We start from the raw sequence: 25,880 nt of genomic DNA, 5'->3' as shown, positions 1-25,880 counted from the left end.
GGACGCGATCCGAGGAGCAGCATGACCACCCACTCCGCCCCTGTTCTGGTCGTCGGTGCCACCGGTCGGCAAGGTGGTGCCACCACCCGGGCCCTGCGCAGGGCGGGGATCCCCGTTCGGGCGCTGGTCCGCGACCCCTCGACCGCCCGGGCCAAGGCCGTCGAGGCGCTCGGCGTCGAACTGGTCACCGGCGACCTCGACGACCGCGGCTCCGTGAGCCGGGCCGCCGCGGGAGCGCGCGCCGTCTTCTCCGTTCAGATGCCCGACATGGACGGCCGCGGTTTCGAAGGCGAGGTCGCGCAGGCCGGCAACCTGATCGACGGCGCGCGGGCAGCCGGGGTCCCGCAGTTCGTGCACACCTCCGTCTCCGGTGCGGGGCAGCACGTCAGCTGGGTCAAGGGTCGTTGGGCCTGGATGGAGCCGTACTACACCGCCAAGGCCGGGATCCAGGACCGGGTCCGCGAGGCCGGCTTCGCACACTGGACGCTCATCAAGCCGGGCTTCTTCATGGAGAACTTCCTCCCCAGCGCGCAGATCATGTTCCCCCGCGGCGTCGACGGCGGCCTGGTGAGCCTGCTGAAGCCCGCGACCCGGCTGTCCCTGATCGCAGTCGACGACATCGGCACGGCAGCCGCCGCGGCCATCGCCGCGCCGGAGCGATTCGACAGGGTGGAGCTCGAACTGGCCGGCGACTTCCTGACCATGACGGACATCGCCGGGATCCTCTCCCGGACGCTGGGCACCGAGCTGACCGCACCCGACATGACGGCAGACGAGGCGACCGCCGCCGGGATGCCCGGGATGGGCTTCGCACAGGCCCACATCAACGAGGAATCCCAGCCCGCCCGGCCCGAGTTCGCGCAGGACCTGGGTCTGCCCCTCACCACCTTCGAGACCTGGGCACGAGACCACCTCGGGGACACCGGGTGACGCCGATCCGCGCTGCGAGCCTGCCGGGTCAGGCCGAGGGCGTCGGCTCCCTGTTGCCAGGCCGACCCGAAGCGCCGATCCTGGCCCGCCGCCGTATGGGCGGCATCCCCGGCGACCCGCTCCCGTACCGTGCAGGCGTTCGACAGCACCGGGCGACCTGGATCGGCGGCCGCACCGTCCGGCCCCCGTCCTGACTTCCGCGGTCCAGCGCCGCGTGACCCGCGCCCGCCGTCTACCGCCCCGTCATCGACCGCCGTCATGCGCGGGGATGCGCAGCACCGACACTGAGGACCTCCGTGCCGAACGCGCCCGCCGTGTTGTCCTGCCCCGATGCCCGCCCCGCCCGGCTGATACCCGTGTTCGGGTTCGGCGTGATCCGGTGGCGCACCGCTCAGCCGCGGTTACCGTGCGTCAGGGACGGCCGCGAGGGACAAGGCGCTTCGCCGAAGGCTGTGGGTGGCAGTGCCAGATGTGCGTGAAGTACGGGCTGCCGTACGGCCGACGGTTGGGCTGGACTCCGTCGCGTGTCGCGCCTCTGTGCCCGACGGGCGAGGTGAAAGCGCCAGGGTGTGTGCGTGCCTTGGACGCCCCGCTCGGGACCCTGTCAGCAACGCGAGGTGCCGGGCGTCGCCGCTTCCGCGGTGAACGCCGGCCTCACGGACACGTCCGGCGCAGGGGCCAGTTCAGCTTTGGGCAGTGCGGCCCGCAGTCGCGGACGGCGTCGCGGGGTCTGTCGTCCGGGCCCCGACCGTCTCGTCGTCGTTCATCGCCCGGGCCTCGCTCTTGAGGATGCGCATCGACTTGCCCAGGGCACGAGCCGTGTCCGGAAGCTTCTTCGAGCCGAACACCAGGATCGCGACCACCACGACCAGCAAAAGGTGCCAGGGCTCCAGTCCGTTCCTCAACATCGCTGCCACCGCTCTCACGCTCGAGAGGCGGTCCGCCGCCTCGTACAGGATTGCTCGCTTGCGCAAGTATGCGACCAGCATTGCCCGCAGACAACGGCGGCCCGCCGTCCAGGCGGCCTGCGCGGCCCATGCCTTCCGCCTGGACCGCGCATCCCCGCGCTGCCTGCTCTGGCTGCCGCCCAGCAGATCCCCTACCGGCAGCCGATGTACCTCGTGCTGCGGCAGTCCTGGATCACCGCACTCAGCGGCGGCCTCCTGCGCCGCCAGCAACTGCGCCGCACCGGCGCCGTGGAATCGCCCCTGGTCACCGTCTGAGCAGGCACCGCACCCGTCCAGCGTGCGGCCGGGGCAGGTGCCCGGCACCGGTCGGTGTTCGTCGATCGGAGACTGCCCGCCACGTGGATTCACCTGCGGCACGGTCCGCCGCACTCGGTGCCGGGGCCGCTGTTCGATGTCGAGGGCTCCACCGTCCCTGGGCGATGGGGGAGTTCCGCGCCCTTTCACGCGGCCTACGGCTGGATGAGTCCGGCACGGATGGCGTAGCGGGTGAGTTCGAGGCGGTCCTTCAGGCCGAGTTCCTGCAGCAGGTTGTAACGGTGGCGTTCGACGGTCTTGACGCTGATGACGAGCAGGTCGGCGATCTGCTGGGAGGTGTGGCCTTCGGCGATGAGTTTGAGGATTTCCTCCTCGCGGTCGGTGATGGCCCGCTCGGGCGGGGGTTCACCGTGCCGGGCTCGTTCGAGGTGGTTGCGGATGAGGGCGTTGACGGCGCCCGGGTAGAGGAAGGGTTCGCCGCGCATGGTGGACCGGCAGGCTTCGATGAGGTCGCGGTCGGCGACGGATTTCAGGACGTAGCCGGAGGCGCCGGCCGCAAGGGCTTCGAAGAAGTACTGCTCGTTGTCGTACATCGTCAGCATCAGGAGGCGGATGTCGGGCCGGGTGCGGGAGATTTCGCGGGCGGCCTGGAGGCCCGTCATACGAGGCATCGCGATGTCGAGGATGGCCAGGTCGGGGTCGTGGGCGCGGACGGCTTCGAGGGCTTCGGCGCCGTTGCCGGCTTCGGCGACGACCGTCAGGTCGGGCTCGGCGTCGAGGATGAGGCGTACCCCGCGGCGGACCAGTCGGTGGTCGTCGGCGAGGAGGATGCGGGTCTCGGTGGCCTCGGGCATGGTCAGCTTCCTCCGTGTCGGAGGGGAACGACCAGACGCACCTCGGTGCCCCCGTCGGGACCGGTGCCCAGGGTGAGGTCGCCGCCCACGAGGAGGGCGCGTTCCCGCATGCCGCTGATGCCGGCTCCTTCGGGCTCACCACGGATGCCATGACCGTTGTCGCGGACACTCAGCTCCGTACCGGCGGGGGTGTGCTTGAGGGTGAGGTCGACGCGGCACGCGCCTGAGTGGCGTGCGGCGTTGGTCAGGCTTTGCTGGGCGACGCGGTAGAGGACGAGTTCGGTGTCCCTGTTCAGGGTCGGCAGGTTGGTGTCGATGTCGTGGCGCACGGCCTGGGCGGGGCCGGTGAACTCGCCGGTGAGGGCCTTGAGCGCGCTGGCCAGTCCGAGTTCCTCGAGGACGCCGGGACGCAGCCGGCGGGCGATGCGGCGGATTTCGTCGAGACCGGCGCGGGTGGTGTCCTGGACCTGGCGGAGTTCGTCGCGCAGGGCCGGTGGTGCCTGGTCGGCGACGCGTTTGAGTTCGAGCAGGACGGCAGTGAGGGTCTGGCCCACCTCGTCGTGGAGTTCCTGGGCGATCCGCCCGCGTTCGGCCTCCTGAGCGGACAGGGCGCGAGCGGCGCTGGTGGCGCGCTCTGCCTCCAGCCGGTCGAGCATGGCGTTGAAGGCCGTGATCAGCTCGGCCACCTCGCCCTGACCGCCGACCGCCGGGCGTACGCCCGGCCGCAGCAGATCGGTGGTGGTCATGGCCCGCGTGACGCGTTGCAGCGGGGCGAGTCCGACGCGCAGCAGCATGCCATTGGCGATCAGCATCGCGGCCAGTCCGGCGGTGAGGACGGCGGCCTCGGTGAGCAGGACGGGCGTGGAGACGGTCACCGGTCCCAGCAGCAAGGCGGTCGCCGCGGTCAGCACGACGGCGTTGAGCAGGAAGATCCGCCAGAACAGGGGCATGACACCGCTTCTTCTCCCGTCACCGCGCCGGCGGCCGTGTCCGGCCGGGGTTCCCCGGTGGGGGGGCGGCTGCCGACGAGGGGGCATTCGGGCTCTCAAGGTCAGCCTGCCGGGTCGGGCGTGGGGATGTCCATCGGTGCCGGCACCCACCCGCCGACCGGATGTGGGTGTCGGGCACCCGCACACATGGGTGTCGGACCCGATGGTGACGTCGCACGGCTGTGTGTGACGGTGGCATGGACCCCCGAGGTGCTGCCTCCGGAAGGAGTGGTCATGACACAGCCCGAGACCGACCCGCTGCACGCCCTCGATGCGCAGACACGGCGAAGCGACCCTCAGTTCGCCCGGGGCCTGCGAACGGGGCGCCCGCGCCGGCCGCGCGAGTACCGGTGCCGCCGCGGCCCCGCCTGGACGCTGTTCGCGCTCTCCGTGGCCATGCTGATCGTCGGCATGACCCTTCCCCAGGGGCTGCTTCTCGCGTCGGGCCTGGTCGGCGCCGGCATAGCGACGTATCTGGTCACCTCGCCACACGACCCGGACCGCCCCGACCTCCCGTGACACGCCCCAGGGCACGCCCTCCCGGCAACGATCACGGGTGGTACCGCTGCTGCGGCCACCAGGAGCCCGCCGCCCCGGCGCGGGCGAAGCGGTTGCCGGCGCCGGTCCGACACCTCGATACGCCTCTGGGAGAGGTGGTGGTCGCTTCGGCGGTGGTCAGCGCTTCCCGCGTCGGCTGCGGATGCCGAGGGCGATGACGGAGACAAGGAACCAGAAGGCACCGAAGGCCGAGTATCCGGCGACGGTGGACAGGCTGCTCGTCGCCGAGGCGGACGTGGCAGCGATGGTGGCGCCGGCGAGTACGGACTGTCCACCGCTGATCACCATGGGCCACTGGGCGCCGACGGTGCGCCGGCGGCGGATCGCCACGACGAGCTGGATGGCTCCGGAAAGGAGGGCCCAGACGCCGAACACGACAAGGGCCGCGCCGATGGTGGAGAACACGGCGATGATCATTACGGCGGTGGTGGCCAGGCCGAGACCCAGGTTGACGGTACTGACGCGGTCCGCGGAGCCGGTGCCGGCCAGACGACGTTCGAGGAGTGTGGCGGCGGCGTCCCACAGGGGATAGACGACGAGCAGCACGGCCGCGATCCCTGTGGGGCTGTCCGCCGACACGAGCGAGCCGGAGGTCGTGAGGACGAGTGCCACCCAGATCAGGGAGAAGACGACCCGGATCAGGTGGAGCGATCGGAGCCCGGAAGGCGTCGTCGCGCCCGGGGTCGAAGTGGTGGAAGCGGTGGAAGTTGCGGTGGTCTGAGTCATCGGGTGTCCCGGGGTGATCGCGACGGTGTGAGGCGGTCGCCTCGATGACGAGTCTCAGCGGCCTCGGCTGGCGCCGCGTACTTCGAACGAAGTAGTTCTGCCGTCCGCTTCGACGGCCTGTGCTCCGCCGTCCCGATCGACCGGAGCAGCCGCGCGGTCTACTTCGTTCGAAGTACACGACCGCCGCACACGTGAACGAGAATCGGCTCATGGGCAAGGCGCAGAACACTCAGGACGGGCTCGCGGCACCGCTGTGGGTCCGCCGCCCCGAGGTGCTGCACCGAGTCGCCTACGCGCTGGCGGCTCTGGTGTTCACCGGTCAGATCGTGGCGGTGATCCTGCGAGGTTCGGACTGGCCGACGGCCCTGTCCGTGCTCCTCGCCGGCATCGGCGTCGCCCTCTCGTGGTGGCGGCCGTGGGCGGGACTGGTCGTGACGAGCGCGGCGTCCTTCGCCGTCACAGCGGTGGGCGACGACCCCCTGTCGGTGTGGATGATGGCAGTGCTCGTGCTGTTCTCGGTCACCCTCAGGGGAAAGCAGCCGCTGGCCGGAACCGCCATCGTGGCGGCGTTCTTCCTCGGGGCGTTCATGACGCTCGGAGGATTCCGCGGCGGCGCGGTCGTGGGAGCCGCCGCCGTCTTCTCGGCTGTGGCAGGAGGTGCGACGGGGGCCGCGCTCCGCATCCATCGCGACCACTGGTGGACCCTGGAGGAACGGGCCGAAAGCGCCATTGCCACCCGCGAGATCGAGGCCACCCGACGCGTGACCGAGGAACGGCTCCGCATCGCCCGGGACCTCCACGACGTCATCGGCCACCAGGTCGCGATGCTGAGCCTGCACCTCGGTGCGGCGGAAATCGGACTGCCCGAAGACGCCGAGTCCTCCCGGCAGGCCCTCGTCTCGGCGAGGTCCAGCGCCCGCACCGTCGTCGTCGAAACGCAGCGCATCCTCGCGCTCCTCCGGCTCGGGGACGACGTCTCCGACGACGAGGCACTCCGGCCGACCCCGGCGCTCAGCGGCCTGGAAGGACTCATCGCCTCTTTCGAGAGCATCGGCCTCGACATCCGGCCCTCCATCGACATCCCCGCCGGCTTCGTGGAGCCCAGCGTCGGCGTGACCGTCTACCGGGTCGTTCAGGAAGCGCTCACGAACGCCTACCGGCACGGAGAGGGGACGGCGTCGGTGGATGTGCGCGAGCACGAGGGCAGGATCTGCGTCACCGTGGAGAACCGCGTCGGTTCCTCACCCCGCGGCTCCGACTCGGGCAGCGGGCTCGGACTCGTGGGGATGCGCGAACGCGTCGAGTCCTCCAGCGGGCGGCTGACGATCGACAGCCACGACGGGCGATTCCGGGTCCACGCGGAGTTCAGCCCCCTGGGAGCCGTCGTCCGATGACGCGGATTCTGATCGTCGACGACCAGGACGACATCAGGGCCGGAATCCGGGCGATGCTCCGGCTCGACCCGGGTCTCGTCGTCGTGGGTGATCTCTCCGACGGGCTCCAGGCCGTCCCCTTCCTCCGGGAGCACCCCGTCGACCTGGTCCTGATGGACATCCGGATGCCCGGCATCGACGGTGTCGAAGCCACCCGCCGGATCCGCGCGGAGCATCCACCCGAAAAGACGCGGGTGATCGTGCTGACCACCTTCGACCAGGACGACATCGTTCTCGCCGCCCTGCGCGCGGGCGCCAACGGATTCCTGAGCAAGACCGTGAGCCCCGCTGAACTCGTCGCCGGAATCACCGAGGTCGTGGGCGGCGGCGGTGCGCTGTCGGCCGCCGCGACGGCCGCGCTCATCGGTCACATGACCGACAGGCCGCCCCCGGTCATCGACCAGGAGCTGCTGCGACGCTTCGGCGCTCTGACACCCAGGGAGCGGGACGTGGTCGTTCTCGTCGCGAGCGGTCTCGGCAACGACGAGATCGCGGCCCAGATGTCCGTGTCGCCGTTCACCGTGAAGACGCACGCGGTGCGGGCCATGACGAAGGTGGGCGCACGTGATCGGGCGCAGCTCGTCTCGTTCGCCTTCCGGGCCGGCCTCTACCCCTGAGCCGGGCGCGTCATCAGCCGGCCGGCCGACGTCCCCGACCGGCGGCCGGCGACGCGGCCGCTCCGTGGGACCAGGTCCGACGGATGAGGGCGGGGACGACGCGGCACGCCCCCGTGGTCCGGGGGCGTGCCTTTGCGGTTCTGCGGTCGCCACTGATGTCCTTCACGTCGATCCGGGGGTCCAGAACTTCTGCTGCTGGGGGCAGGAGTACCAGTCGCCCCGGCGTGATGGCGTGTCCGGTACTGGGACCACGGACGGTGAGGTGGTCAGCCGGCGGCAGACGGGACCCTCTCCCGCGCTTCTTCGGCACCGTCTGTGTTTCCGGCTCCGGGCTCCTGGCCGAAGTCGCGCTTGCGCAGGCCGAATGCGGCGATGAGGACGCTGACGGCGAGAATGGCGGCCGCCACGGTGAATCCGCGCTGGAATCCTTCGACCAGGGCGGACGACCGCTCGGCAGCAGTGGGCCGGTCGCCGGCGCCGGAGAGCAGGTGGGTGGTGTGGCTGGTGGCCAGGGTGCTGATGACCGCAAGACCCAGGGCCGCTCCGAGCTGCTGCGAGGTGTTGATGACTCCGGAGGCCAGGCCGCTTTCCTCGGCGGCGACGCCGGTGGTGGCGACAATGAAGACCGGGGTGAACACCAGCCCCGCGCCGATGGCGGTGAGGAGGAGGCCGGGCAGGACGTCGGTGGCGTAGGCGCCGTGGACCGGGAGCCGGAGGTAGGTCAGCAGTCCGGCGGCGACGAACAGGAGGCCGGTCACGAGCAGCAGTCGCGGTCCCGTTCTGCCGATCAGCTTCTGTCCGAGGGTGCCGGCGGCCGCCATGGCGACGGGCCAGGGCAGGAAGGCCAGGCCGATCTTGATGGGGCTGTAGCCGAGGTTCGCGGCGAGGTAGAGCGTCGGGAAGAACATCATCACGAAGAGGCCGCCGGAGAAGGTGAGCATGGTGGCGTTGCCGACGGAGATCGTGCGCTTGGTGAAGATGCCGAGGCGGATCAGCGGGTGGCTGGTGCGCAGCTCGATCACGACGAAGGCGGTGAGCAGTGCGACGGCGACCGCGACCAGCCATATGAATCGGGCCGATCCCCATCCCCAGCTCTGGGCGTTGACGATCGCGTAGACAAGGACGGTCAGGCCGCCGGTCACACTGACGGCACCCGGCAGGTCCATGTGGCGCAGACTTCCCTGTGCGGCCCGTGTGTTGGGGATGGTGCGCAGTGCTCCGACGATGCCGACGAGGCCGATCGGGATGTTGACCAGGAAGATCCACCGCCAGGACGCGTAGTCGGTGAGCACACCGCCGAAGAGCATGCCGGCGGCGGAGCCGCCGGCGGTCACGGCGGTGAAGAGGCCGAGCGCCTTGACTCGTTCTGCGGTGTTCGGGAACGTCACGATGATGATCGACAGGACCGCCGGGGAGACCAGGGCGGCGCCGAATCCCTGGACTCCGCGGCCGGCGACCAGTATGGAGGTGTCGTTGGCGAGGCCGTTGACCAGTGAGGCCCCAGTGAACAGAGCCAGTCCGGACAGGAAGAGGCGCTGTCGTCCGAAGAGGTCTCCGGCGCGGCCGCCAAGGAGCAGGAAGCCGCCAAAGAACAGCACGTATGCGTTGATGACCCATTGCAGGTCGAGTTGGGTCGCGAAGCCCAGGTCCGTCTGGATCGAGGGCAGAGCCACGGTCACGATCGTCGCGTCGAGGGTCACCATGAACTGGGCGATCAAGGTGAGCGCCAGGATGATCCAGCGTTTGCTGTCGTTCGGCCGGGTCACGGCGGGAGCGTCTGCGGTGTGCGCAGTCACGTCATTTCTCCATTGTTCAGGGAACGCGTGCCGAGGGTTCCGGTACGCGAGGACGCCGGGACGGCGTCGACGGCTGGGCGGGCCCGGCTGCCTACGGTGACGAAGCGGTCGCGGTGGGCGCAGGCCGGCTGCCGTCAGGGGTAAGGAATTCCCTGCCACTGGCTCAGCAGCGGGGCGAGCGAGGTCTCCTCGTAGGCGAGGTGCGCCAGCAGGAATTCCGAGAGCCTGTCGAGGGCATCGGCGAGACGGGTGCGTTCCTCGGCCGTCTCGCCTCCGTGCGTCAGCGCGTGGGCGGCCGCCTCCACGGCGTCGGCCAGGCCGGAGACGCTTCGGTGGTCGGCCTCCAGCTTGTCGACGACCGGGTTCATGCCCGGCGCCCGGCTGCGAACCGCCGGGAACAGGCTCGCGCTCTCCAGGGCGTGGTGGCGGTGGACGAAGGTGCAGGCCTGCAGGCAGTTCACCTTCAGCTGGAACAGCGGCCCCCGCGTCCGCAGGTCGTGCACGCGTGCCTGCACCTCCGCGGCCGGGGCGCCCGCGGACACGTCCGCGGCCAGTTCCCTGCACGCGCGCAGGTCACGACGGAGATGCTCGTGGACCCACTTCAGCTCGGAGAGCACGGTGTGCTCGGGGTCTGCGATCCGGGGCATGGACCTCCACCTTTCACCGTCCTGAGAGCACTGCGCTCGACAAAAGATCCCGAGGAGATCTTATGTAAGACAGATCGTCTGTCAAGCAGAAGATATGTCTTGCCGAGGTGAACTACAGTGGTCCCGTGATTTCACTGGGCAGCGGCGGTGCAACGGGGCCGGGAGCCGAGGCTCCCCGCTTGGAGGAGGACTTCGGACTGGCCGTCGGCGTGGTGTTCCGCGCCTACGCGAAGGCGGTCGAGGCCGCCGCGGCCGAAGTCCCCGGGGGCTCGCGCGGGTATCTGGTGCTCATGGCCGCCGTGCGGGGCGAGGCCAACGGCCAGCGGCTGCTGGCCGAACGTCTCGGCGTCGATCGGACCGTCATGACCTATCTCCTGGACGACATGGAACGGGCCGACCTGGTCGAGCGCAGGCCGGACCCCGCCGACCGCAGGAGTCGGCGCATTGTCGCCACCGAGCACGGTGCCCGGCGATGGGAGGAGCTGCGCGGTCGGGTTCGCGGGGTCGAGGATCAGCTTCTCGGCGTCTTGCCGGAGGGGGTGCGCGACCAGTTCCGCGCGATGCTGTGCGCGGTCGCGAGTCATGTGAACGCGGAGGATCCCGTCGCCCACGCCTGCCAGGTGGCCGCGGAGCTCAACATCTCCCAGTAGCCGGTCACCTCGTCGCGACGCGGTCGCCGGCGTGCCACAGCCTGGGTAGGCGGTGACGCCTGCTGTCCGCCACGGCTGCTTGGCCGGCACCTGCAGGATGTCTGGGGCCGGTGAGGCGGCTCCGGACGGCACGCCAAGCGGTCATCAGGACTCCCGACCGGCGGATCCACCTCACGACCGCGCCGAGGGCGGGGTGGGACGCGTCCCGCTGTCATCTCCCACTGTCGTGTGACTGCGTGTCTTGTGAGCGACTCGCCGGGAGACGCGGGACTATGACCGTGGACTTCGGCAGCGCAGTGCGTCGTTGATGCGGCACGGTACCTCCGGAGACGGCCGGGCTGCCTGAAGGAGGGCACCGGCGTACCGCGGGGCTGCGCCGCCATGGCCTGGCACAACTGGCGGGGATTTTCGTGGACTACGGGACCCGGCTGGATGTTCCGTCCGGGAAGGTCGTGGTCGTTGACGCGCGTTCGGAGGGCACCTCGGTGGAGTCCCGCCCGTCGACGGGGTGCAGGAGGCGGCGGACGCCGCGTCGGTCACCGTTTCAGTCGAGTGCGGCGAGGGCGGCCTCCGCGGCCGCCATCAGCGAGGCCCGGTCCGGATTGACGGCGCCCATCACCTTCAATCCCTGCATCGTCACCATGAGGAACCTGGCCAGGTCGCGGGGGTCGCGGGCGCTGGGCAGCTGACCGCTTTCCTGTGCCTCCGCGATGACGTCGCGGAGGGCGTCCTCGATGGAGGACGTCGTTGCGCGCACGTGTGCGGCCACCCTGGCGTCGTGGGCGACCCGCTCGGTGGTGGCGCCGACGATCAGACAGGACTGCCGGCTGCCGTCGCGCACGACCCCGTCCACGGTCGCCACCAAGACCTCGCGCAGGAGTTCACGGGCGGGCGCGCCGCCGCGCAACAGGTCGACCAGGGGTACGGCGTAGCACTCGCGGTACCGGTCCATGGCCGCGAGGTAGAGGCCCTCCTTGCTGCCGAAGGCAGCATAGAGCGAGCCCCGGCCCACGCCGGTGGCGTCCACCAGGTCCTGCACCGATGTGCCCTCGTAGCCCTTCCGGCGGAAAGCCCTCATCGCCGCGTCCACGGCCGTCTCGGTGTCGAACTCCCTCACGCGTGCCATGGTCGCGATCATACACCCGACGGGAACGAGCGGTACAGATTTCTTCACGGGCGCCCCGGGGTGCCGGGAAGAATATTTTGACCTTTCGTTCCATATATAGTTCACTGCCCTCAGGCGGCACATCGCCTTGCGCCTCACGGCGCACCCCGTCGCGGTCCCCCGAGGGCCGCGGAACCCGCAAGGAGCAGACCATGACCGCACAGACACCGCCCACCCGATCCCCGTGGCGCTCCCGCGTCGCCGGCGCGGCAGCAGTGGCCGCACTGCTGGCAGGCGGCGGCGCGGGAGCCGCGGCCTGGGCCTCCCAGCCCGCGGCCGCGCAGCATCACCCGGCGCCGGGCCCGTCCGCTTCGAACGCGGCCACCGTGCAGCGACTGGCCGACATCGAGGACATCCGCCAGCTGAAGGCGCGCTATTTCCGCTCCATCGACAGCAAGCAGTGGTCGCAGCTGGCCGCGCTCTTCACCCCCCACCCGACAATCGACGTCAGTGTGAAGTACCACAGTGGCAAGGAGCTCGCCGAGAAGACGGCGGCACTGCTCGGGGACGCTCCCACAGCCCATCAGGGCTTTCTGCCGGAGATCACCGTGAACGGCGACCGCGCCACGGGGATCTGGGCGATGGAGGACTACGTGAGCTTCCCGGCCGGCTCGAGCTACAAGAACGGCTTCCACGGTTACGGCGAGTACCACGACACCTACCAGCGGATCCATGGCCACTGGTACATCTCCAGCACTGTGCTGTCCCGCTTCCGGGTGGACACCGTCCCCAACTGGACCCCGGCACCCGAGGCACCGAAGAAGTAGGTGCCCAGGTGCCCGACACCCCACCCGGCGACCCCCGTCGGACCACTCTTCCATCGGCGCGTCCCACAGGAGTGACAACATGAACCACCCCATTGGCGTCGGCATCATCGGCGGCAGTCAGGGAGGCTGGGCCTCCATCAGCCACGTACCCGCCCTCGCGGCACATCCGGACTTCGAACTGCGTGCCGTCAGCACCTCCCGCCGCGCGTCAGCGGAGGCCGCCGCCGAGGAGTTCGGGGTCGAGGCCGCCTTCGACCACCACACGGACCTCCTCGCCCATCCCGGCGTGGACGTCGTCGTGGTCGCCGTGAAGGTCCCGCACCACCGGGAGTTGATCTCGGCGGCCATCGACGCCGGCAAGACCGTCTACGCCGAGTGGCCCCTCGCCATGGATCTGGCCGAGGCCACCGAACTGACCCGGCGTGCCGCGGCCGCGGGCGTGCGCACCGCTATTGGCCTGCAGGGGCGCTACCACCCCGAACTCCGCTACGTCCGCAAGCTGATCGCGGACGGTCGGATCGGCCGGGTCATGGGCACCACTCTTGTCGCCTCCGGCATGGTCTGGGGGCCGGAGACCACCACGGCACGCGCGTACTGGTACGACCGGACGCAGGGCGCCACCCCGCTGACCGGCGCGGCCCTGCACGCCGTGGACGCGCTCAACGTCACGCTCGGCGAGTTCGACCACGTGTCGGCCAACCTCGTCCTGGGCCGGACGTCGGTCACGGTGACCGACGACGACAACAAGGTCGTACCCGTGACGGCCGCGGACCAGATCTCGCTGGTCGGCACGCTCGAAGGCGGAGCCGCGGCCTCGGTCTTCTACCGCGGCGGAACCTCCCGCGGCGACAACTTCCGCTGGGAGATCAACGGCACCGACGGGGACATCGTCCTGACCGCTCCCTGGGGCAACATCCAGGTCGCCGAGCTGGCGCTCCAGGCCGGTTTCGGGACGGACACGACCGTTGCCCCGGTCGAGGTGCCCGCCGAGTACGCCGCCGACATCCCCGCAGGCCTCACCGGCCCGGCACGGAACGTCGCCGCCCTGTACACCAACCTGGCCAGGGACCTGCGTGACGGTACGCACACCGTGCCGGACTTCACTCACGCCCATGCACGTCACCGGCTCCTGCGGGCCATTGAGAGCGCCTCCGCCGAACGGACGGCCCAGACTCTTGGCTGACCGGCGCACGTCCGGACCAGTGCGTCTGACCGGCATCACCCTGTCCAAAATATGTAACGATCGGTCAAAAATGGGAGTGAACATGAAGGTGGTAGGGGTGTCCCGGTTCGGGGGGCCGGAGGCTCTGCGGGTCTTCGACGTGCCCGCACCGCATGCCGGACCTGGTCAGGTGCGCATCCGGGTGCGCGCCGCGTCGGTGAACCCGGGCGACCGGTATCTGCGCAACGGCGCCCTCGGCCCGACATCCCCGGCACCCCCCTACGTGCCGGGCATGGAGGCAGCCGGGGTGATCGACGAAATCGGCCCCGGCACGGTCACCGATCTGCGCGTCGGGGACCGGGTCATGGCGGCGTCGAACCCGACGCTGCCCGGCGGCGGTGCCTACGCGCAGTACCTGGCCCTGCCCGTGCATGCGGTCGCACCCGCTCCCGCCGGGACGACCCACGCCGAAGCGGCGACCCTGCCGATGAACGGCCTGACCGCGCAACTCGCACTCGACCTCGCCGGACTGTCCGCAGGACAGACGCTCGCGGTCACCGGCGCGGCGGGCGTGGTCGGCGGGTTCGCCACCCAGATGGCCCGGGCCGCCGGCTGGGTTGTGGTCGCCGTCGCTGCGCCGGCCGACGAGCAACTGGTGCGTTCACTGGGAGCAGACACCGTGGTGCCCCGGGGAGCCGGCGCCGCCCAGCGGATCCTCAGCACCGTGCCGGGTGGAGTGGATGGCGTGGTGGACGCCGCTGCCGTCGGATCCGCGGCAATGGCCCCGGCGGTCCGCGACGGCGGCGTCATCGTCACGCTGCTCGGTGAAGGTTCCCAAGCGATCGGCCCTGATGAGCTGCGCCGCCGTTCCTTGCGGAAGCTTCCGGCCTACGTCCCGGAATACATGGGCGACCGAAGCCGGCTGGACGCTCTGCGCTCCCAGGTCGAGGCGGGCGGTCTCACCCTGCGCGTCGCCGCCGCATTCCCCGCCGATCGTGCTGCTGAAGCACACCGCCTGATGGAGGCGGGCGGCGTCCGGGGACGGATCGTCCTGGAGTTCTGAACCGCCCTGCGCGCAGTGGGCGCGCTGTTGTCGATCTCCGTCGCCCGGCTGATGGTGTTCCTCGACAGCGTGATCACGACACTGCGCCGGCCTGCCTTGCGGCGGTCTGCTCACCTTCGGAAATCGCCTGGGCGAACCTACTGGCCGCCGCAAACGGGCCTTCACCATCGACCCCGTCGCCAGCGCCCTGTGCTGGGCACTCGGTGGAGCCGCCACATGCGCCGGGGTTCTCGTGACCGCACGCCCCGGGCAGGGCGTTCTCGAAGCGGCACGGCCGCGGCACCGGCACCGGCACCGGGACGGCGCCACGTCCGCCCCCAGAGAGCGAGTCCTGGGTCAGTGCTGCGACACGGCCCCCGAACCGCCGACCGCCGACCCCCTCCAGGCTGGGGCAGGCCTCGGTACGACGGGCACCCATCGAGTCCGTCCCGAGTGGCCGGGGGAGGGGCGGGAGGCACCCATCCCTGACCGGTGACGGAGCGCCCTGGTGGCGTCGCTCCGGATGTGGAGGCCGGGTCCTGCCAGGCATGGCCCGCGAGGCCGGAGCAGTACCCGGGCGCCGGACCTACGGCGGATACCCAGCCGTAGGAGCTGTGGAAGCATGGAAGGAGCTACGAAACCGACGGGCAGGTGTCGATACATGTCCGCTCATCAGCCCGTGGCCCCGCCGGGTGCGAAAAGGGTCTTCCAACCGGTCGATGTAGTGGCCGTGGTCAATGCCGATCTGACGGTGATCGCGTGGACCGAGGCCGGTCGACGCCTCTGGGGCTACCAGGGAGCAGAGGTGTTGAACCATCCCGCCAGACGACTTCTGGCAGCTCCCGCCGACTCGGACTGCCTCTGTCAGCTGGCATCCGGCCGTCCCTGGTCCGGGACGGTGGAGATCAGGTGCCGCGACGGCCGTACAGCCTTGACGGATTTTCGGGCCGTCCCCGTGCACCTCGCCCACAGCGAAGAAAAGCTGTTCGTGTGGTCGGCGGGTTCAGCCGTGCCCCCGGCACCGACACGTCCTGACCCGTCGGTTCTGACAGCGCTCATGGAGCGTTCGCCGATCGGCATGGTCGTCTGGGACCGGGACCTGCGATGTACCTGGTTCAACGACAGCGGCGAACGGGAGAGCCCGTTCCGGTTCGGGCCGGAAGTCGGACGCCACGTTGCCGAGTTGTTGGCCACGGACAACCCCATGTTTCTCCAGGCTGTCATGCGCAGCGTCCTGGAAAGAGGGGTTCCGGTACTCGATCACGAGTTGTGGAGGCCTGCGACACGGGAGAAAGAGGCACGCGTCTACTCGGTCTCCATATTCCGCCTCGACGACGCGGACGGCGAAGCGGTGGGCATCTGCACCATGGCTGTCAATGTCACGAAGAGCAGAGCGCGCGGGCGACTCAACATGCTGAGCAACGCGGGAACCCGCATTGGAACCACGCTTGACGTAATGAAAACGGCTCAGGAATTGGCAGATGCATCCGTGCCCGGAATCGCCGATTATGTGACCGTCGATCTGGCCGACGTGGTGCCCCTCGGGGAGGAGCCGCTGGAACGCCTCAACTCCACGGACACCAGCATCCCCGTTTTCCGCCGAGCCGGAGCGGCTTCGATCCACCCCGATTTCCCGGAGTCTCTCGCGGAGATCGGGACTCCCGTATTCGTCCCCCCGTCATCACCGTTCACCACTGTCCTCCATTCCCGCAAGCCGTACTTCGAGCCGCGGCTCGACACTTCCCCGGGCACATGGCTCGACGACGACCCGACCCGGGCCCGGGTCATACGGCAGACGCGGATGCACACCTTGATGATCGTTCCGCTCCATGCGCGCGGAACGATGCTGGGGATCGCTGTTTTCGTCCGCACGGAGAACCCTTCCCCCTTCACCAGGGGCGACCTGCTCCTCGCCGAGGGGCTGGCCGACCGGGCCTCGCTGAGCCTGGACAACGCGCGCCGCTACAGCCGGGAACGAGCGGCCGCCCTCACCCTGCAGCGTGAGCTGCTCCCGGATCAGCTGTGGGGCGGTAGCGCCGTCGAGGTCGCCTCGCGCTACCTGCCGGCGGACACCCACGGCGGCGTCGGCGGCGACTGGTTCGACGTGATTCCGCTGACCGGCGCGCGAGTGGCCCTGGTGGTCGGTGATGTCGTCGGCCACGGCCTCAACGCGGCGGCCACGATGGGACGGCTGCGGACGGTCGTCCGGACTCTGGCCGACGGGGCGCTGTCACCTCCTGAGGTACTGGCCGGCCTGGACCGACTCGTCGTAGACATGACCAAGGACCACCCCGACGACACCGGGTTCACGTCACCTGTCATGGGCGCCACCTGCGTCTACGCGGTCTACGATCCGTGCACCCGGCACTGCACCATCGCCAGTGCGGGACATCCGCCGCCCGCGATCGTCTCGCCAGGCGGTGATGTCGCCTTTGCCGATGTCCCCGCCGGTGCGCCGATCGGACTGGGGCTGGGCGCCTACGAATCGCTCGACACGGAACTGGCGGAGGGCAGCCTGATCGCCCTGTACACCGACGGCCTGATCGAGCGCCGCGGCTCCGACATCGACCAAGGACTTGAACGACTGCGCGGCGCTCTCGCCTTTCCGGCCCCGGACCTCGACAGTCTCTGCTCGGCGGTCATCGAAACAGTCGTGGCCAGGACGCCCTCCGACGACGACATCGCCCTGTTGCTGGCGCGCACCCTCGTCATCTCCGGTGATCCGGCCTGATGCCGGGCGTGGACGCGAACGCGCGCATACGCGGAGCCGTCCGCGATGAGGCCGCGGCACTGGAGTGCGTCCACGTGGCCCGTCATGAGCCTGGACCCCGCCGACGCCGGCCGCTTCCACCGTTCGGCGAAGCGGCAGGGCGACGGCAACCGGTTTCGCCGAGCGGGATGACCGGGGCAGCGCCAAGGAAAAACAGGTCATGTTACTCATGCTCCGCCGCGTGTCGATGCGTACGCTCACCACCATCACGGCGATCACCGGGCTCGGGCTTCGAACAGGACCCGGATCGGAGATTCCGTGTCGGCACATGACCACAGGGGCTCATGGCGATCCGGAAAGGGAGAGGCCTCGCATGCCCGTCGCGGAAAGACGGCGGAATATCTCCATGAGCCGCGCTCCCGTGAGGGCGGCGATCACCTGGATGGAAACAACGTCGGGACACTCTCCGATATGGACTGACTTCAGCCACCGGGCAGGGCGGGTGTGACCCGTAGGAGGCAACTGTGACGGCATTTGAGACACCAGCCGAAAACGTTGCCGCGCAAGTCCTCCAGGCATCGTCACGCATATTGGACTGTTTCTCGGTGGAAACGCCGCACCTGCACGTGTCGGACATCGTCCGCCTGGCCGACGTGCCGTCGTCGACCGTGATGGAGTTGTTGCCGGAACTGGCTGACCGGCACTTGCTGCAGCGTGACGGCTCCTTCTACAGCGTCGGGCTGCGCATGATCCAGTGGGGAGCTTCGGCCGACGGGGCCTCGGGCCTCCTGGAAGCGGCCAGGTCCTTGCTGCCGGCCCTGCGGGACCGGACCGGCGAATGCTGCGGTCTGCAGATCCGCCAGGACGGCCACCACGTGACCCTGTTCTGGGCGCATTCACTTCACGCGCTTCCCTGCCCCGGGCACGTAGGCCGCGTGCAGCCTTTGCGTGGTAGTGCCGCGGGCCATGTGTTCATGGCCCACGACCTGAATGCCCTGAGGATCGCCCGGGGCGACGGATTCGCTTCCTTCCCGTCGTCGGGCGTCGAACCAGAAACCCCGGATGGCCACCTGGAGCAGCTTCGCCGGCGCGGCTGGACTTTCGTCGACGAAGGACGAAGTCACGGCATGAGCACCCTGGCCGCTCCTGTATTTGCCGCGGACGGCACCGTCATGGCCGCTGTGACACTCGGAGGAGAGACACGGAGATGGACCACCGACCGGGTTGACGGACTCGCCCGCCGAGTGGTGGATTCTGCCATCGGCATGTCGCGTTATCTGGCGGCGTGCGGATGAACCTGCTGAGAGGCGAGGGGCGCGGATGCCCTCTGCGCACCGCGGACACCCTGCCCGACCGGACGGACCCGCTCGCCCGTGCCGCGGTCGTCGGCACTCTCCCCACACACCGGCCGTGCCGATCGGCCGACGCGTCCAGCCGGTTCTCGGGCTCCTCGGTCGACTGCCCCGGACCGTGACCGGGGGAGCGCGGGAGGAGCCCGCCACCGACCGATCCGGGCCTCATCACGCAAGCAGGCTGGCCGGCCGATCGGGATCGGCGTCGATCTGCTCCATGACTACCGAGGACGTGTCGCGTGGCGAACAGGCCGGCGACCCCCACACGCGCCGAGCACGGAGAGCCCCGTGAGGAGCCCGGCACCCTGCCCGCGCCCGGCACGAAACCCCGGCAGTGGGCGTTCAGAGGACAGTGGGTGCCTCACCGGGGCCGGCGCGAACCGCGGTCCGGTCCAGGATCCCGCCTCGGCGGGCGCCACGGGCTTCCGGACCCGTTGCGGCTGCCTCGCAGCGGCGGAACAACTGCACCAGCGGGGTGGACCGACGCTGTACACCCTGCATGATCCGAAGCAACTGGGAGACGTTCGTGAGCCGCGATCACCGTTCGCACGACTGCGAACCGGAGAATCTGGTCGGGCGTCGGCAGGACCTCGCACTGATCGACGACCTCCTCGACCGTCCGGCCGACGCCCCGGGGGCGCTGCTGCTGTCGGGCGAGCCCGGGGTGGGCAAGACCGCCATGCTGAACGCGGTCGCCCAACGCGCTTCGGCGGCCGGTGTCCGGATCCTGCGGGCGGTGGGCGCGGAATTCGAGACGGATATGACGTATTCCGGTCTCAACCAGTTGCTGCTTCCCCTCCATGAGGAGATCGAGGCGCTCGACGACCTCTACCGTGAGGCGCTGCGGGTGGCCCTGGGTTTCGGTACAGGTTCGCCACCCCGCGGCCTCGTCGTCGCCAATGCCACACTGGCGTTGCTTCGTCGTGCGGCCGCGCAACAGCCGTTGTTGCTGGTCGTGGACGACCTTCCGTGGATCGACCGGGCCAGTTCGGTGATCCTCGGCCTTGTCACGCGCCGTCTCGCCGGCACCCCCGTCACTTTCCTGGCCGCGGCCCGCAGGGGGCGTGGGAGCTTCTTCGACGGTGCGGGCCTGCCCGAACACGAGGTCCTGCCGCTGGACCACCGATCAGCACGCAGACTCGTCGGTTTCCGTCACCCGGATCTTGCCGGGAACGTGGTGGACAGGATCGTCACCGCCGCCCAAGGCAACCCGCTCGCGCTGCTGGAGCTGCCCACCGCTTTGACCGGACCCCAGCGTGCCGCACTGGAACGCCTTCCGGAGGTCCTGCCCTTGGGCCGGCGTCTGGAAGCCCTCTTCCTCGCGCGTGCGGCGGGCCTGCCTCCCGCCTCTCGCCGTCTGCTCCTGATCGCCGCGCTGGACGGGACCGGCGACCTGGCTCTCCTGCAACGCGCGGGACGGCTCCCTTCCGTCGAGGCCACGCTGGTGGATCTGGGCCCCGCCGAACACGACGACCTGGTCCGGATCGATGAGGGCGACCATCACCTCAGCTTCCGCCATCCTTTGATCCGCTCGGCGATCGTCGGAGCCTCCACCACCGCGGAGCGCCGCGCGGCACACCGCACCATCGCCGACGTGCTGCACGAGCAGCTCGAACGCCGGGCGTGGCATCTGGGCGAGGCGTCCGTGGAACCCGACGAGGAGGTCGCGGCCCTCCTCGAACGCAGCGCTCACCAGGTGGTCACACGTGGTGACGCTTTCGCCGCCGTCCGGGCCCTCACGCGAGCCGGACACCTGAGCCCCGCAGCACCCGACCGCGCCCGCCGACTCGCCCAGGCAGCCTTCATCAGCGCCGACGCGACCGGCGAACTGGTCAACGCCTCCCACCTCCTCGAAGGCGCCCGGCAAGCGGGGACCGACGACCACGCCTCCCTCTACTCAGCGGCCACCGCGGTCCACCTGATGCTCAACGGCACAGGGGACATCGACATGGCCCACCATGTGATGGTCAACGCCATCGAGAAGACGCTCCACCGGCGCGACGCCTACGACCCCGCGCTCGATGAAGCCCTCTACGTGCTGATGCTGCTCTGCCACTTCGGCGGTCGGCAGGAACTGTGGCACGCGTTCCACGGGATCGTGGAGCGTGTGCCCGATGTGTCCGCGGTGATGACGGTGTCCGCGGCGGCACTCGGCGATCCCGCACGGGTCAGCGCCGCCGCGCTGCGCGGCCTGGACGAACTGCTCGCCGGGCTGTCCCAGGAGAGCGATCCGACGAGGATCGTGCGCGTCGGCACCGCGGGCGTCTACGTGGACAGGCTGCCCGGGGCGCGCGACGCTGCCCGCCGCATCTACAGCCAGGAGCAGGACGCGGGTCTGCCCGTCAAGAAACTCGGCGTTCTTCCGCTCCTGTGCCAGGACGCCTTCAACACCGGCCGGTGGGACGAGACGATCCGCCTGGCCGACGAAGGTCTCCTGCTCAGGGAGCAGGTCGACTACCCGTCCTACACCTGGTACTTCCGGTACGAGAAGGCGCTTGTCGCGGCGGCACGCGGTGACCTGGGTGCCGCCGCGGAGACAGCCGACGCGATGACGTCCTGGGCCGTTTCCCGTGGGGCAGGCCAGATGATGACCGCTGCCGCGCACCTGCGGGTACTGACCGCCCTCGCGGATGGGGACTTCGAGAGCGCCTTCCGGCACGCGGAGGCCATCAGCCCCGCCGGCACGCTGGCGCGCTACGTCCCCCATGCCCTCTGGGTGGTGATGGACCTGGTGGAAGCGGCCGTGCGCACCCACCGCCAGGCAGCGGCAACCGCCCACGTGCGGGCCGTTCAGGAAGCGGGGACCGCGAGCGTCTCACCGCGGCTCGCGCTGCTCGTCGGCGGCGCCGCGGCCCTGGCGGCCACGGCGAACGACGAGGCGACGGCGCTGTTCGAGCGGACTCTGTCGCTTCCCGGCATCGACGACTGGCCCTTTGAACGGGCGCGTGTGACCCTCGCCTACGGCGAACGGCTACGGAAAGCGAAAATGACCAGCGCTGCCAGAAGGGCACTGCTGGCGGCGCTGCACATCTTCGAGGAGCTCGGCGCGCGGCCGTGGGCCGACCGGGCCGGACGTGAACTCAGGGCAGCCGGGTGGGCAGCCCGGCGTGCGTCGGGCTCAGCCGCGCTCACGCCACAGGAATCGGAGGTCGCCCACCTCGCCGCCTCCGGACTCACCAACAAGCAGATCGCCGAGAAGCTCCACCTGTCCCACCGCACCGTGAGCGGCCACCTGTACCAGGTATTCCCCAAGCTCGGAATCACCACCCGCGCGGCTCTGCGCGACGCCCTGGCCGACCTGGACCGGCAATGACCTCGTCGCGGCGGTTCCGTCCGGCCTGAACCCGGCAGCTGCGCCGACCGCGAGAACGGCACAGTCCAGGGGGTGGGTCCTCGACGCCCCTGTCGCCTGAGACCGCTCCGTCATCCCTACCTGGGCCGCGTGGTCAGGTCATCTGGCCGATGCGGTGGGACGCGTCCGATGGGCATGCTCCTCTGGCGGCTGCGGCCCGTTCTGCGTTTCCGGCAGAGCAAGCGGCGTGATCCGCACCGCTTGACCTGCGGTCCGGCCGTGGACGGAGTCGTGCCCGCTCAACGAAGAACGGCCGCACCCCGTGACGGGAGCCGCGGCCGCGATACAAGGAAGAGAAAATGGCTCCACTCGTCAATGAACCCATGGCCGACACACGCGACATGTACATGGCCCACGCGGGGCTGCGCCGGGAATTCCGGCTGCTTCCCGACCTCATCCGGTCCGTCGCACCGGGCGACACCCGGCGCACGGAGGTTGTCGGCGCCCACGCCGCTCTCGTGTGCGCCGTCCTGCACCAACACCACGGGGGCGAGGACCTGCTGTTGTGGCCCAGACTCGTGGAGCGCGGGGGAGCGGAGGCGGCGGCCATCGTGCCGACCATGGAGCAGCAGCACCAGGCCATCGAGGACGGGCACACGGAGGTCACCGGACTGCTCGACCACTGGCGCTCAACCGCGCAGGGCGGCGAAGGGCTCGCTGACGCGTTCGAGAGGCTGACGACGGCCCTCGTGGAGCACATGGCGCTGGAAGAGAAGGAGATCCTGCCGCTGGTCGAGAAGCATCTCACCCAGAAGGAGTGGCACCAGCTCGCGGAGCACGGCACGGCGGTCACCCCGAAGAAGGACATGGCGCTCGTCTTCGGAATGGCCATGTACGAGGGCGACCCCGAGGTCGTCAAGGCCGTCCTCGCGGCGGCCCCACTGCCCGTTCGGCTACTCGCCCCGGCCATGGCACGCCGCCAGTACGCGGCGCACGCCAAGCGGGTCCACGGCACTGCCACACCGCCCCGCATCGGCGCCTGAGCGGCCCGTCGGCCTCGCAGGACGGCGGCGCGTCAGCCCCTCCCGGTAACGGGTGGATGCGCGGCCCTTCTCGGGGCATGGCCACCAGTGAATTGCCTCGTGCGGGTTGAGGCTTGAGGAGGGTGTACCGGCGTTCCGGTGGTGCGCCTGCGTCCCGGCTCCAGCGACGACGTCGCCCCGTTCGGTGCGGCGGTCCAATGCCACCATCAGGAGTTCACCACCGCCGCCTCGTCCCGTTCGATCGCGTGGCGAGCCGGGACTCGGCAGGTCCAGCCGTGCCGCCTGACCAGGGCGGCTACCCCCTCGTCGGATACGTCCTGGGGAACGGGTGATCGCTCAGGGTCCGGCCGTACGTTCACTCCACCTACAACAGCGGCGTGTCCTCGCTCGCGGGCCGTCTGAACCCGGTCAGCGGCGGGGCAGCTACGACAACAGTGGCTCGGTGGCCGGGTTCGGATCCTTCAACCCGAACCAGCCTCTGCCGGACGGGGACCCGTGCCGGCCGAGTACGAGCATGAGCGCGGCGTGCTCTTACGACGGCGCGATCCGGAAGTGCACCCACGATCGCGAACAACCCATCGCACCACCTCGCCCACAGGGGGCGTCGCGTCGAGAGCCGCGGCGCCCCCGCTGCTCCGGTTCAGAACGGCGAGGTCAAGACCACCGCGGGCAGCAGTCCCTTCTCGATCTCCCGACGCGGCAGCGACAGCCCGAGACGGTCGCCCACCGCCCCGAACAACCGCCTCGCCAACTCCTCCTCAGCCCAGGGGTCGTCGGGGTCCTCAACGCCGGGGAAGGTGTCCCACACCGCCCCGGCCCCGCGCAGGGCCGGAAGGACAGGCTGCTCGTCGCCGTGCGACCCGGCCACCCGCTCACCGAGGGCCTGTTGAGCGTCGAGCTTACGCGGCCGCCGAGCACCTGACCGTGTCGAGGCGGGGAAGCCTGCGCGATCCGATCGACGACGCCCTGACCGCCCGCGGCCTCGAGCGGCGCGTCGTCGCCGCCGGCCCCGCCGCCGCCTTCGCGCTGCGCCTCGTGCTCGGCACCGACCTGGTCGTCACCCTTCCTGACGCGGTCACCCGTACAGCCAGGGACGAACTCGGGCTGGTCACGCTTCCGCAGCCACTCCCGCTGCCCGAGGTCCCCCTGTACCTGCTGTGGCATCAGCGCTACGACGGCGACCGCGCCCACAGCCGGCTGCGCGACCTGGCCACCGAAACCGTCCAGGCACTGTTCACAGCACCAAACGCCTGATCATCGCGGCGAGCGACCCGGTCGACGGCGGTGATCCGCCGGCTCAGCTCGGCGGCACGCACTGCGCGGGTCCCACGACTTGAGTCGGACTGGCGTCAGGGGAGAAGTCCGCGCAGGGCGGCACCGACGGTCGCGATGCCTCGCTCGATGTCGTGCGCCGGGCCCGCCGCGTAGCCGAGTACGAGGCCGGGCGGCCCGGAGCCGATCCGGTGCCAGGACAGCGGATGGACCTTCACGCCCCGGTCGAGGGCCGCCGCGGCGAGGGCGCCGTCGCACAGGCCGGAGTCGTGGGCGCCGTCGGGCCGGTCGCCGAAGGTGACCATGAGGTGCAGGCCGGCGGCTGTCCCGTGCACGCGGGCACCGGGAAGGTGCTCCTCGATGGCCTTGAGCATCACGTCGCGGCGCCTGCGGTGGCGCCCCCGGACATGGCGCAGATGGCGTTCCAGTTCGCCGGAGTCCATCAGCCGGGCGAGGACCAGCTGAGCGAGGACGCCGTTGCCCAGGTCGGCGTACCGCTTGGCCGCCACGACGGCGTCCAGCCGGTCCTGAGGTACGAGGAGCCATCCGATGCGGAGTGCGGGCGCGAGCAGTTTGGAGACGCTGCCCGCGTAGCAGACCCCCTCGGGCATCAACGAGCGCAGCGCGGGCACCGGCGGCCGGTCGTAGCGGTGCTCGGCGTCGTAGTCGTCCTCGATCACCACCCCGCCCTCGGCGGCCCAGCCCAGCAGTTCTCGGCGGCGTTCCCCGTCGAGGACGACACCGGTCGGGAACTGGTGGGCCGGGGTGAGCAGCACCGCCCGGGCGCCACTGGCACGCAGCGCACCGACGTCGAGGCCACCCGCGTCCACACGGATGGGCACGATCGAGTGGCCTCCGTACTCCAACTGCTGGCGCGCTCCGAGGGATCCGGGGTCCTCGACGGCGACACGGCGGATGCCGTCCGCCAGCAGAAGCCGCGCGAGCAGGCTCAGAGCCTGGGCCACGCCCGCGACCACCACGACCTCGTCGGGGTCGGCGCGGATGCCGCGGTTGCGCGCCAGCCAGCCCACGACCGCCCGGCGCAGGGCGGGTGCGCCCCTGGGATCGCCGTAGCCGAAGTCGGCCGGGGTGACGTCCGCGAGGACGGCACGCTCGGCGCGCAACCACCCGGCGCGCGGGAAGGCGGCGAGGTCGGGGACACCCGGTGACAGGTCGATCCGGCAGGGCGTGGCCCGCAGCACGTCGACGACGCCCTCGCGGTCCCCGGAAGTGAAGATCGCGGCCCCGGATCCGGCTCCGGTCCCCGGAATGTCGTGTGCGCGTCCGTACGGAGCGGCGGGAGCCGCCACGACCACGGTCCCGAGCCGGCCCCGACCGGCGATCTGTCCCGACTCGGCGAGCCGCCGGTAGGCCTCGGTGACCACGCCCCTGGTGACGCGCAGCTCCTCCGCCAGGACCCGGCTGGCGGGCAGCCTCGCTCCGACACGCAGCCGGCCGTCGGCGATGGCGGCCCGTAGCTGGTCCGTGAGCCAGGCAGTGCGCCCGCCTGCGGGTACCCGGCCGATCTCCAGCTGCAGGAAGTCCGAGCCCGGTGAAGTACCGCGGTCCGGCACCTCGTCCGCTGGATCCTCCGTCTGTTTGGACCCCTCCACCGACGCCTTTGTGGACCTGTCCATGAAGTCCATTGTGCA

Annotated in this window: 23 protein-coding genes and 1 pseudogene; 14 read left to right on the top strand and 10 right to left on the bottom strand. The window is 70.4% G+C overall.

What is annotated here, in order from left to right; genetic code table 11:
* Positions 1-21: 21 nt before the first annotated feature.
* On the top strand, positions 22-930 hold the full coding sequence (locus PV364_RS17545; protein ID WP_319660945.1) for an NmrA/HSCARG family protein: 909 nt from the start codon (positions 22-24) through the stop codon (positions 928-930).
* Between the two features lie 683 nt (positions 931-1,613).
* Here PV364_RS17545 and tatA read toward each other — a convergent pair.
* Entirely contained in the window at positions 1,614-1,838 is a 225-nt protein-coding gene (tatA, locus tag PV364_RS17540) for a Sec-independent protein translocase subunit TatA (protein ID WP_319661033.1), read from the bottom strand.
* Between the two features lie 106 nt (positions 1,839-1,944).
* On the opposite strand from tatA, the pseudogene PV364_RS17535 reads away from it, so the two are divergent.
* Positions 1,945-2,153 (top strand): annotated as a pseudogene (locus PV364_RS17535) (hypothetical protein); the annotation flags it as partial.
* Positions 2,154-2,347: 194 nt separating this feature from the next.
* Here the strand turns inward: PV364_RS17535 and PV364_RS17525 are convergent.
* Both PV364_RS17525 and PV364_RS17520 read right to left on the bottom strand, forming a co-directional pair.
* Positions 2,348-3,007, bottom strand: coding sequence for a response regulator transcription factor (locus PV364_RS17525; RefSeq protein WP_319660944.1), 660 nt, complete (start codon positions 3,005-3,007; stop codon positions 2,348-2,350).
* A gap of 2 nt (positions 3,008-3,009) precedes the next feature.
* Positions 3,010-3,957 carry a HAMP domain-containing sensor histidine kinase gene (locus PV364_RS17520; protein ID WP_319660943.1) on the bottom strand — a complete coding sequence of 316 codons (948 nt, stop codon included), beginning with the start codon at positions 3,955-3,957 and terminating at the stop codon, positions 3,010-3,012.
* Positions 3,958-4,230: 273 nt separating this feature from the next.
* On the opposite strand from PV364_RS17520, the gene PV364_RS17515 reads away from it, so the two are divergent.
* A complete protein-coding gene (locus PV364_RS17515; RefSeq protein ID WP_319660942.1) occupies positions 4,231-4,515 on the top strand; it encodes a DUF3040 domain-containing protein in 285 nt (94 codons plus the stop codon).
* 156 nt (positions 4,516-4,671) lie between these two features.
* Here the strand turns inward: PV364_RS17515 and PV364_RS17510 are convergent, their stop codons facing one another.
* Positions 4,672-5,280 (bottom strand): DUF308 domain-containing protein, encoded by a 609-nt coding sequence (locus tag PV364_RS17510; protein ID WP_319660941.1) that lies wholly within the window; start codon positions 5,278-5,280, stop codon positions 4,672-4,674.
* A gap of 209 nt (positions 5,281-5,489) precedes the next feature.
* On the opposite strand from PV364_RS17510, the gene PV364_RS17505 reads away from it, so the two are divergent.
* On the top strand, positions 5,490-6,674 hold the full coding sequence (locus tag PV364_RS17505) for a sensor histidine kinase (protein ID WP_319660940.1): 1,185 nt from the start codon (positions 5,490-5,492) through the stop codon (positions 6,672-6,674).
* Positions 6,671-7,330: a response regulator transcription factor gene (locus PV364_RS17500; RefSeq protein ID WP_319660939.1), complete on the top strand. Its 660-nt coding sequence runs from the start codon at positions 6,671-6,673 to the stop codon at positions 7,328-7,330. The genes PV364_RS17505 and PV364_RS17500 overlap by 4 nt, the downstream gene beginning before the upstream one ends.
* Before the next feature lie 266 nt (positions 7,331-7,596).
* On the opposite strand, the gene PV364_RS17495 is transcribed toward PV364_RS17500, so the two are convergent.
* On the bottom strand, positions 7,597-9,126 hold the full coding sequence (locus PV364_RS17495; RefSeq protein WP_319660938.1) for an MFS transporter: 1,530 nt from the start codon (positions 9,124-9,126) through the stop codon (positions 7,597-7,599).
* 134 nt (positions 9,127-9,260) lie between these two features.
* Entirely contained in the window at positions 9,261-9,773 is a 513-nt protein-coding gene (locus PV364_RS17490) for a hemerythrin domain-containing protein (protein ID WP_319660937.1), read from the bottom strand.
* 179 nt (positions 9,774-9,952) lie between these two features.
* On the opposite strand from PV364_RS17490, the gene PV364_RS17485 reads away from it, so the two are divergent.
* Entirely contained in the window at positions 9,953-10,423 is a 471-nt protein-coding gene (locus tag PV364_RS17485; protein ID WP_319660936.1) for a MarR family winged helix-turn-helix transcriptional regulator, read from the top strand.
* Between the two features lie 544 nt (positions 10,424-10,967).
* Here PV364_RS17485 and PV364_RS17475 read toward each other — a convergent pair.
* Positions 10,968-11,549, bottom strand: a complete 582-nt coding sequence (locus PV364_RS17475; RefSeq protein WP_319660935.1) for a helix-turn-helix domain-containing protein — start codon at positions 11,547-11,549, stop codon at positions 10,968-10,970.
* A 191-nt stretch (positions 11,550-11,740) separates the two neighbouring features.
* Here PV364_RS17475 and PV364_RS17470 point away from each other — a divergent pair, with 191 nt between their 5' ends.
* The 7 genes from PV364_RS17470 to PV364_RS17440 all read left to right on the top strand — a co-directional run bounded on the left by PV364_RS17470 (position 11,741) and on the right by PV364_RS17440 (position 22,956).
* Positions 11,741-12,355 (top strand): nuclear transport factor 2 family protein, encoded by a 615-nt coding sequence (locus PV364_RS17470; RefSeq protein ID WP_319660934.1) that lies wholly within the window; start codon positions 11,741-11,743, stop codon positions 12,353-12,355.
* 79 nt (positions 12,356-12,434) lie between these two features.
* Entirely contained in the window at positions 12,435-13,538 is a 1,104-nt protein-coding gene (locus tag PV364_RS17465) for a Gfo/Idh/MocA family oxidoreductase (RefSeq protein ID WP_319660933.1), read from the top strand.
* Positions 13,539-13,557: 19 nt separating this feature from the next.
* A complete protein-coding gene (locus tag PV364_RS17460) occupies positions 13,558-14,580 on the top strand; it encodes an NADP-dependent oxidoreductase (RefSeq protein WP_319660932.1) in 1,023 nt (340 codons plus the stop codon).
* A 640-nt stretch (positions 14,581-15,220) separates the two neighbouring features.
* Complete coding sequence (locus PV364_RS17455) at positions 15,221-17,290, top strand: SpoIIE family protein phosphatase (protein WP_319660931.1); 2,070 nt, start codon at positions 15,221-15,223, stop codon at positions 17,288-17,290.
* 503 nt (positions 17,291-17,793) lie between these two features.
* The gene (locus PV364_RS17450) at positions 17,794-18,564 is read left to right on the top strand and encodes an IclR family transcriptional regulator (protein WP_319660930.1); all 771 of its coding nucleotides are present in this window, start codon (positions 17,794-17,796) and stop codon (positions 18,562-18,564) included.
* Between the two features lie 583 nt (positions 18,565-19,147).
* Positions 19,148-21,934, top strand: a complete 2,787-nt coding sequence (locus tag PV364_RS17445) for an AAA family ATPase (RefSeq protein ID WP_319660929.1) — start codon at positions 19,148-19,150, stop codon at positions 21,932-21,934.
* A gap of 362 nt (positions 21,935-22,296) precedes the next feature.
* The gene (locus PV364_RS17440; protein WP_319660928.1) at positions 22,297-22,956 is read left to right on the top strand and encodes a hemerythrin domain-containing protein; all 660 of its coding nucleotides are present in this window, start codon (positions 22,297-22,299) and stop codon (positions 22,954-22,956) included.
* A gap of 206 nt (positions 22,957-23,162) precedes the next feature.
* Here PV364_RS17440 and PV364_RS17435 read toward each other — a convergent pair whose 3' ends face one another.
* Both PV364_RS17435 and PV364_RS17430 read right to left on the bottom strand, forming a co-directional pair.
* Positions 23,163-23,315, bottom strand: a complete 153-nt coding sequence (locus PV364_RS17435) for a winged helix-turn-helix domain-containing protein (RefSeq protein ID WP_319660927.1) — start codon at positions 23,313-23,315, stop codon at positions 23,163-23,165.
* Positions 23,316-23,596: 281 nt separating this feature from the next.
* Complete coding sequence (locus tag PV364_RS17430; RefSeq protein WP_319661037.1) at positions 23,597-23,824, bottom strand: hypothetical protein; 228 nt, start codon at positions 23,822-23,824, stop codon at positions 23,597-23,599.
* 56 nt (positions 23,825-23,880) lie between these two features.
* Between PV364_RS17430 and PV364_RS17425 the strand changes: the two genes are divergently transcribed.
* The gene (locus PV364_RS17425) at positions 23,881-24,210 is read left to right on the top strand and encodes a LysR substrate-binding domain-containing protein (protein ID WP_415924567.1); all 330 of its coding nucleotides are present in this window, start codon (positions 23,881-23,883) and stop codon (positions 24,208-24,210) included.
* A 95-nt stretch (positions 24,211-24,305) separates the two neighbouring features.
* Here PV364_RS17425 and PV364_RS17420 read toward each other — a convergent pair whose 3' ends face one another.
* Positions 24,306-25,874 carry a PLP-dependent aminotransferase family protein gene (locus PV364_RS17420; RefSeq protein WP_415924566.1) on the bottom strand — a complete coding sequence of 523 codons (1,569 nt, stop codon included), beginning with the start codon at positions 25,872-25,874 and terminating at the stop codon, positions 24,306-24,308.
* Positions 25,875-25,880 lie beyond the last annotated feature (6 nt).

The sequence above is a fragment of the Streptomyces sp. MI02-7b genome (assembly GCF_033793585.1).
Lineage (GTDB): Bacteria > Actinomycetota > Actinomycetes > Streptomycetales > Streptomycetaceae > Actinacidiphila.
Note: the sequence above shows the minus strand (reverse complement) of the source record. Positions and strands in the feature narration are given on the sequence as shown.

Excerpts from the sequence above, each read along its gene's own strand:
- PV364_RS17475 (WP_319660935.1), bottom strand. The coding sequence starts at position 11,549 with ATGGCACGCGTGAGGGAGTTCGACACCGAGACGGCCGTGGACGCGGCG.
- PV364_RS17515 (WP_319660942.1), top strand. The coding sequence starts at position 4,231 with ATGACACAGCCCGAGACCGACCCGCTGCACGCCCTCGATGCGCAGACA.
- PV364_RS17465 (WP_319660933.1), top strand. The coding sequence starts at position 12,435 with ATGAACCACCCCATTGGCGTCGGCATCATCGGCGGCAGTCAGGGAGGC.
- PV364_RS17525 (WP_319660944.1), bottom strand. The coding sequence starts at position 3,007 with ATGCCCGAGGCCACCGAGACCCGCATCCTCCTCGCCGACGACCACCGA.
- PV364_RS17455 (WP_319660931.1), top strand. The coding sequence starts at position 15,221 with ATGTCCGCTCATCAGCCCGTGGCCCCGCCGGGTGCGAAAAGGGTCTTC.
- PV364_RS17545 (WP_319660945.1), top strand. The coding sequence starts at position 22 with ATGACCACCCACTCCGCCCCTGTTCTGGTCGTCGGTGCCACCGGTCGG.
- tatA (WP_319661033.1), bottom strand. The coding sequence starts at position 1,838 with ATGTTGAGGAACGGACTGGAGCCCTGGCACCTTTTGCTGGTCGTGGTG.
- PV364_RS17510 (WP_319660941.1), bottom strand. The coding sequence starts at position 5,280 with ATGACTCAGACCACCGCAACTTCCACCGCTTCCACCACTTCGACCCCG.
- PV364_RS17440 (WP_319660928.1), top strand. The coding sequence starts at position 22,297 with ATGGCCGACACACGCGACATGTACATGGCCCACGCGGGGCTGCGCCGG.
- PV364_RS17470 (WP_319660934.1), top strand. The coding sequence starts at position 11,741 with ATGACCGCACAGACACCGCCCACCCGATCCCCGTGGCGCTCCCGCGTC.
- PV364_RS17500 (WP_319660939.1), top strand. The coding sequence starts at position 6,671 with ATGACGCGGATTCTGATCGTCGACGACCAGGACGACATCAGGGCCGGA.
- PV364_RS17505 (WP_319660940.1), top strand. The coding sequence starts at position 5,490 with ATGGGCAAGGCGCAGAACACTCAGGACGGGCTCGCGGCACCGCTGTGG.
- PV364_RS17420 (WP_415924566.1), bottom strand. The coding sequence starts at position 25,874 with ATGGACTTCATGGACAGGTCCACAAAGGCGTCGGTGGAGGGGTCCAAA.
- PV364_RS17490 (WP_319660937.1), bottom strand. The coding sequence starts at position 9,773 with ATGCCCCGGATCGCAGACCCCGAGCACACCGTGCTCTCCGAGCTGAAG.
- PV364_RS17520 (WP_319660943.1), bottom strand. The coding sequence starts at position 3,957 with ATGCCCCTGTTCTGGCGGATCTTCCTGCTCAACGCCGTCGTGCTGACC.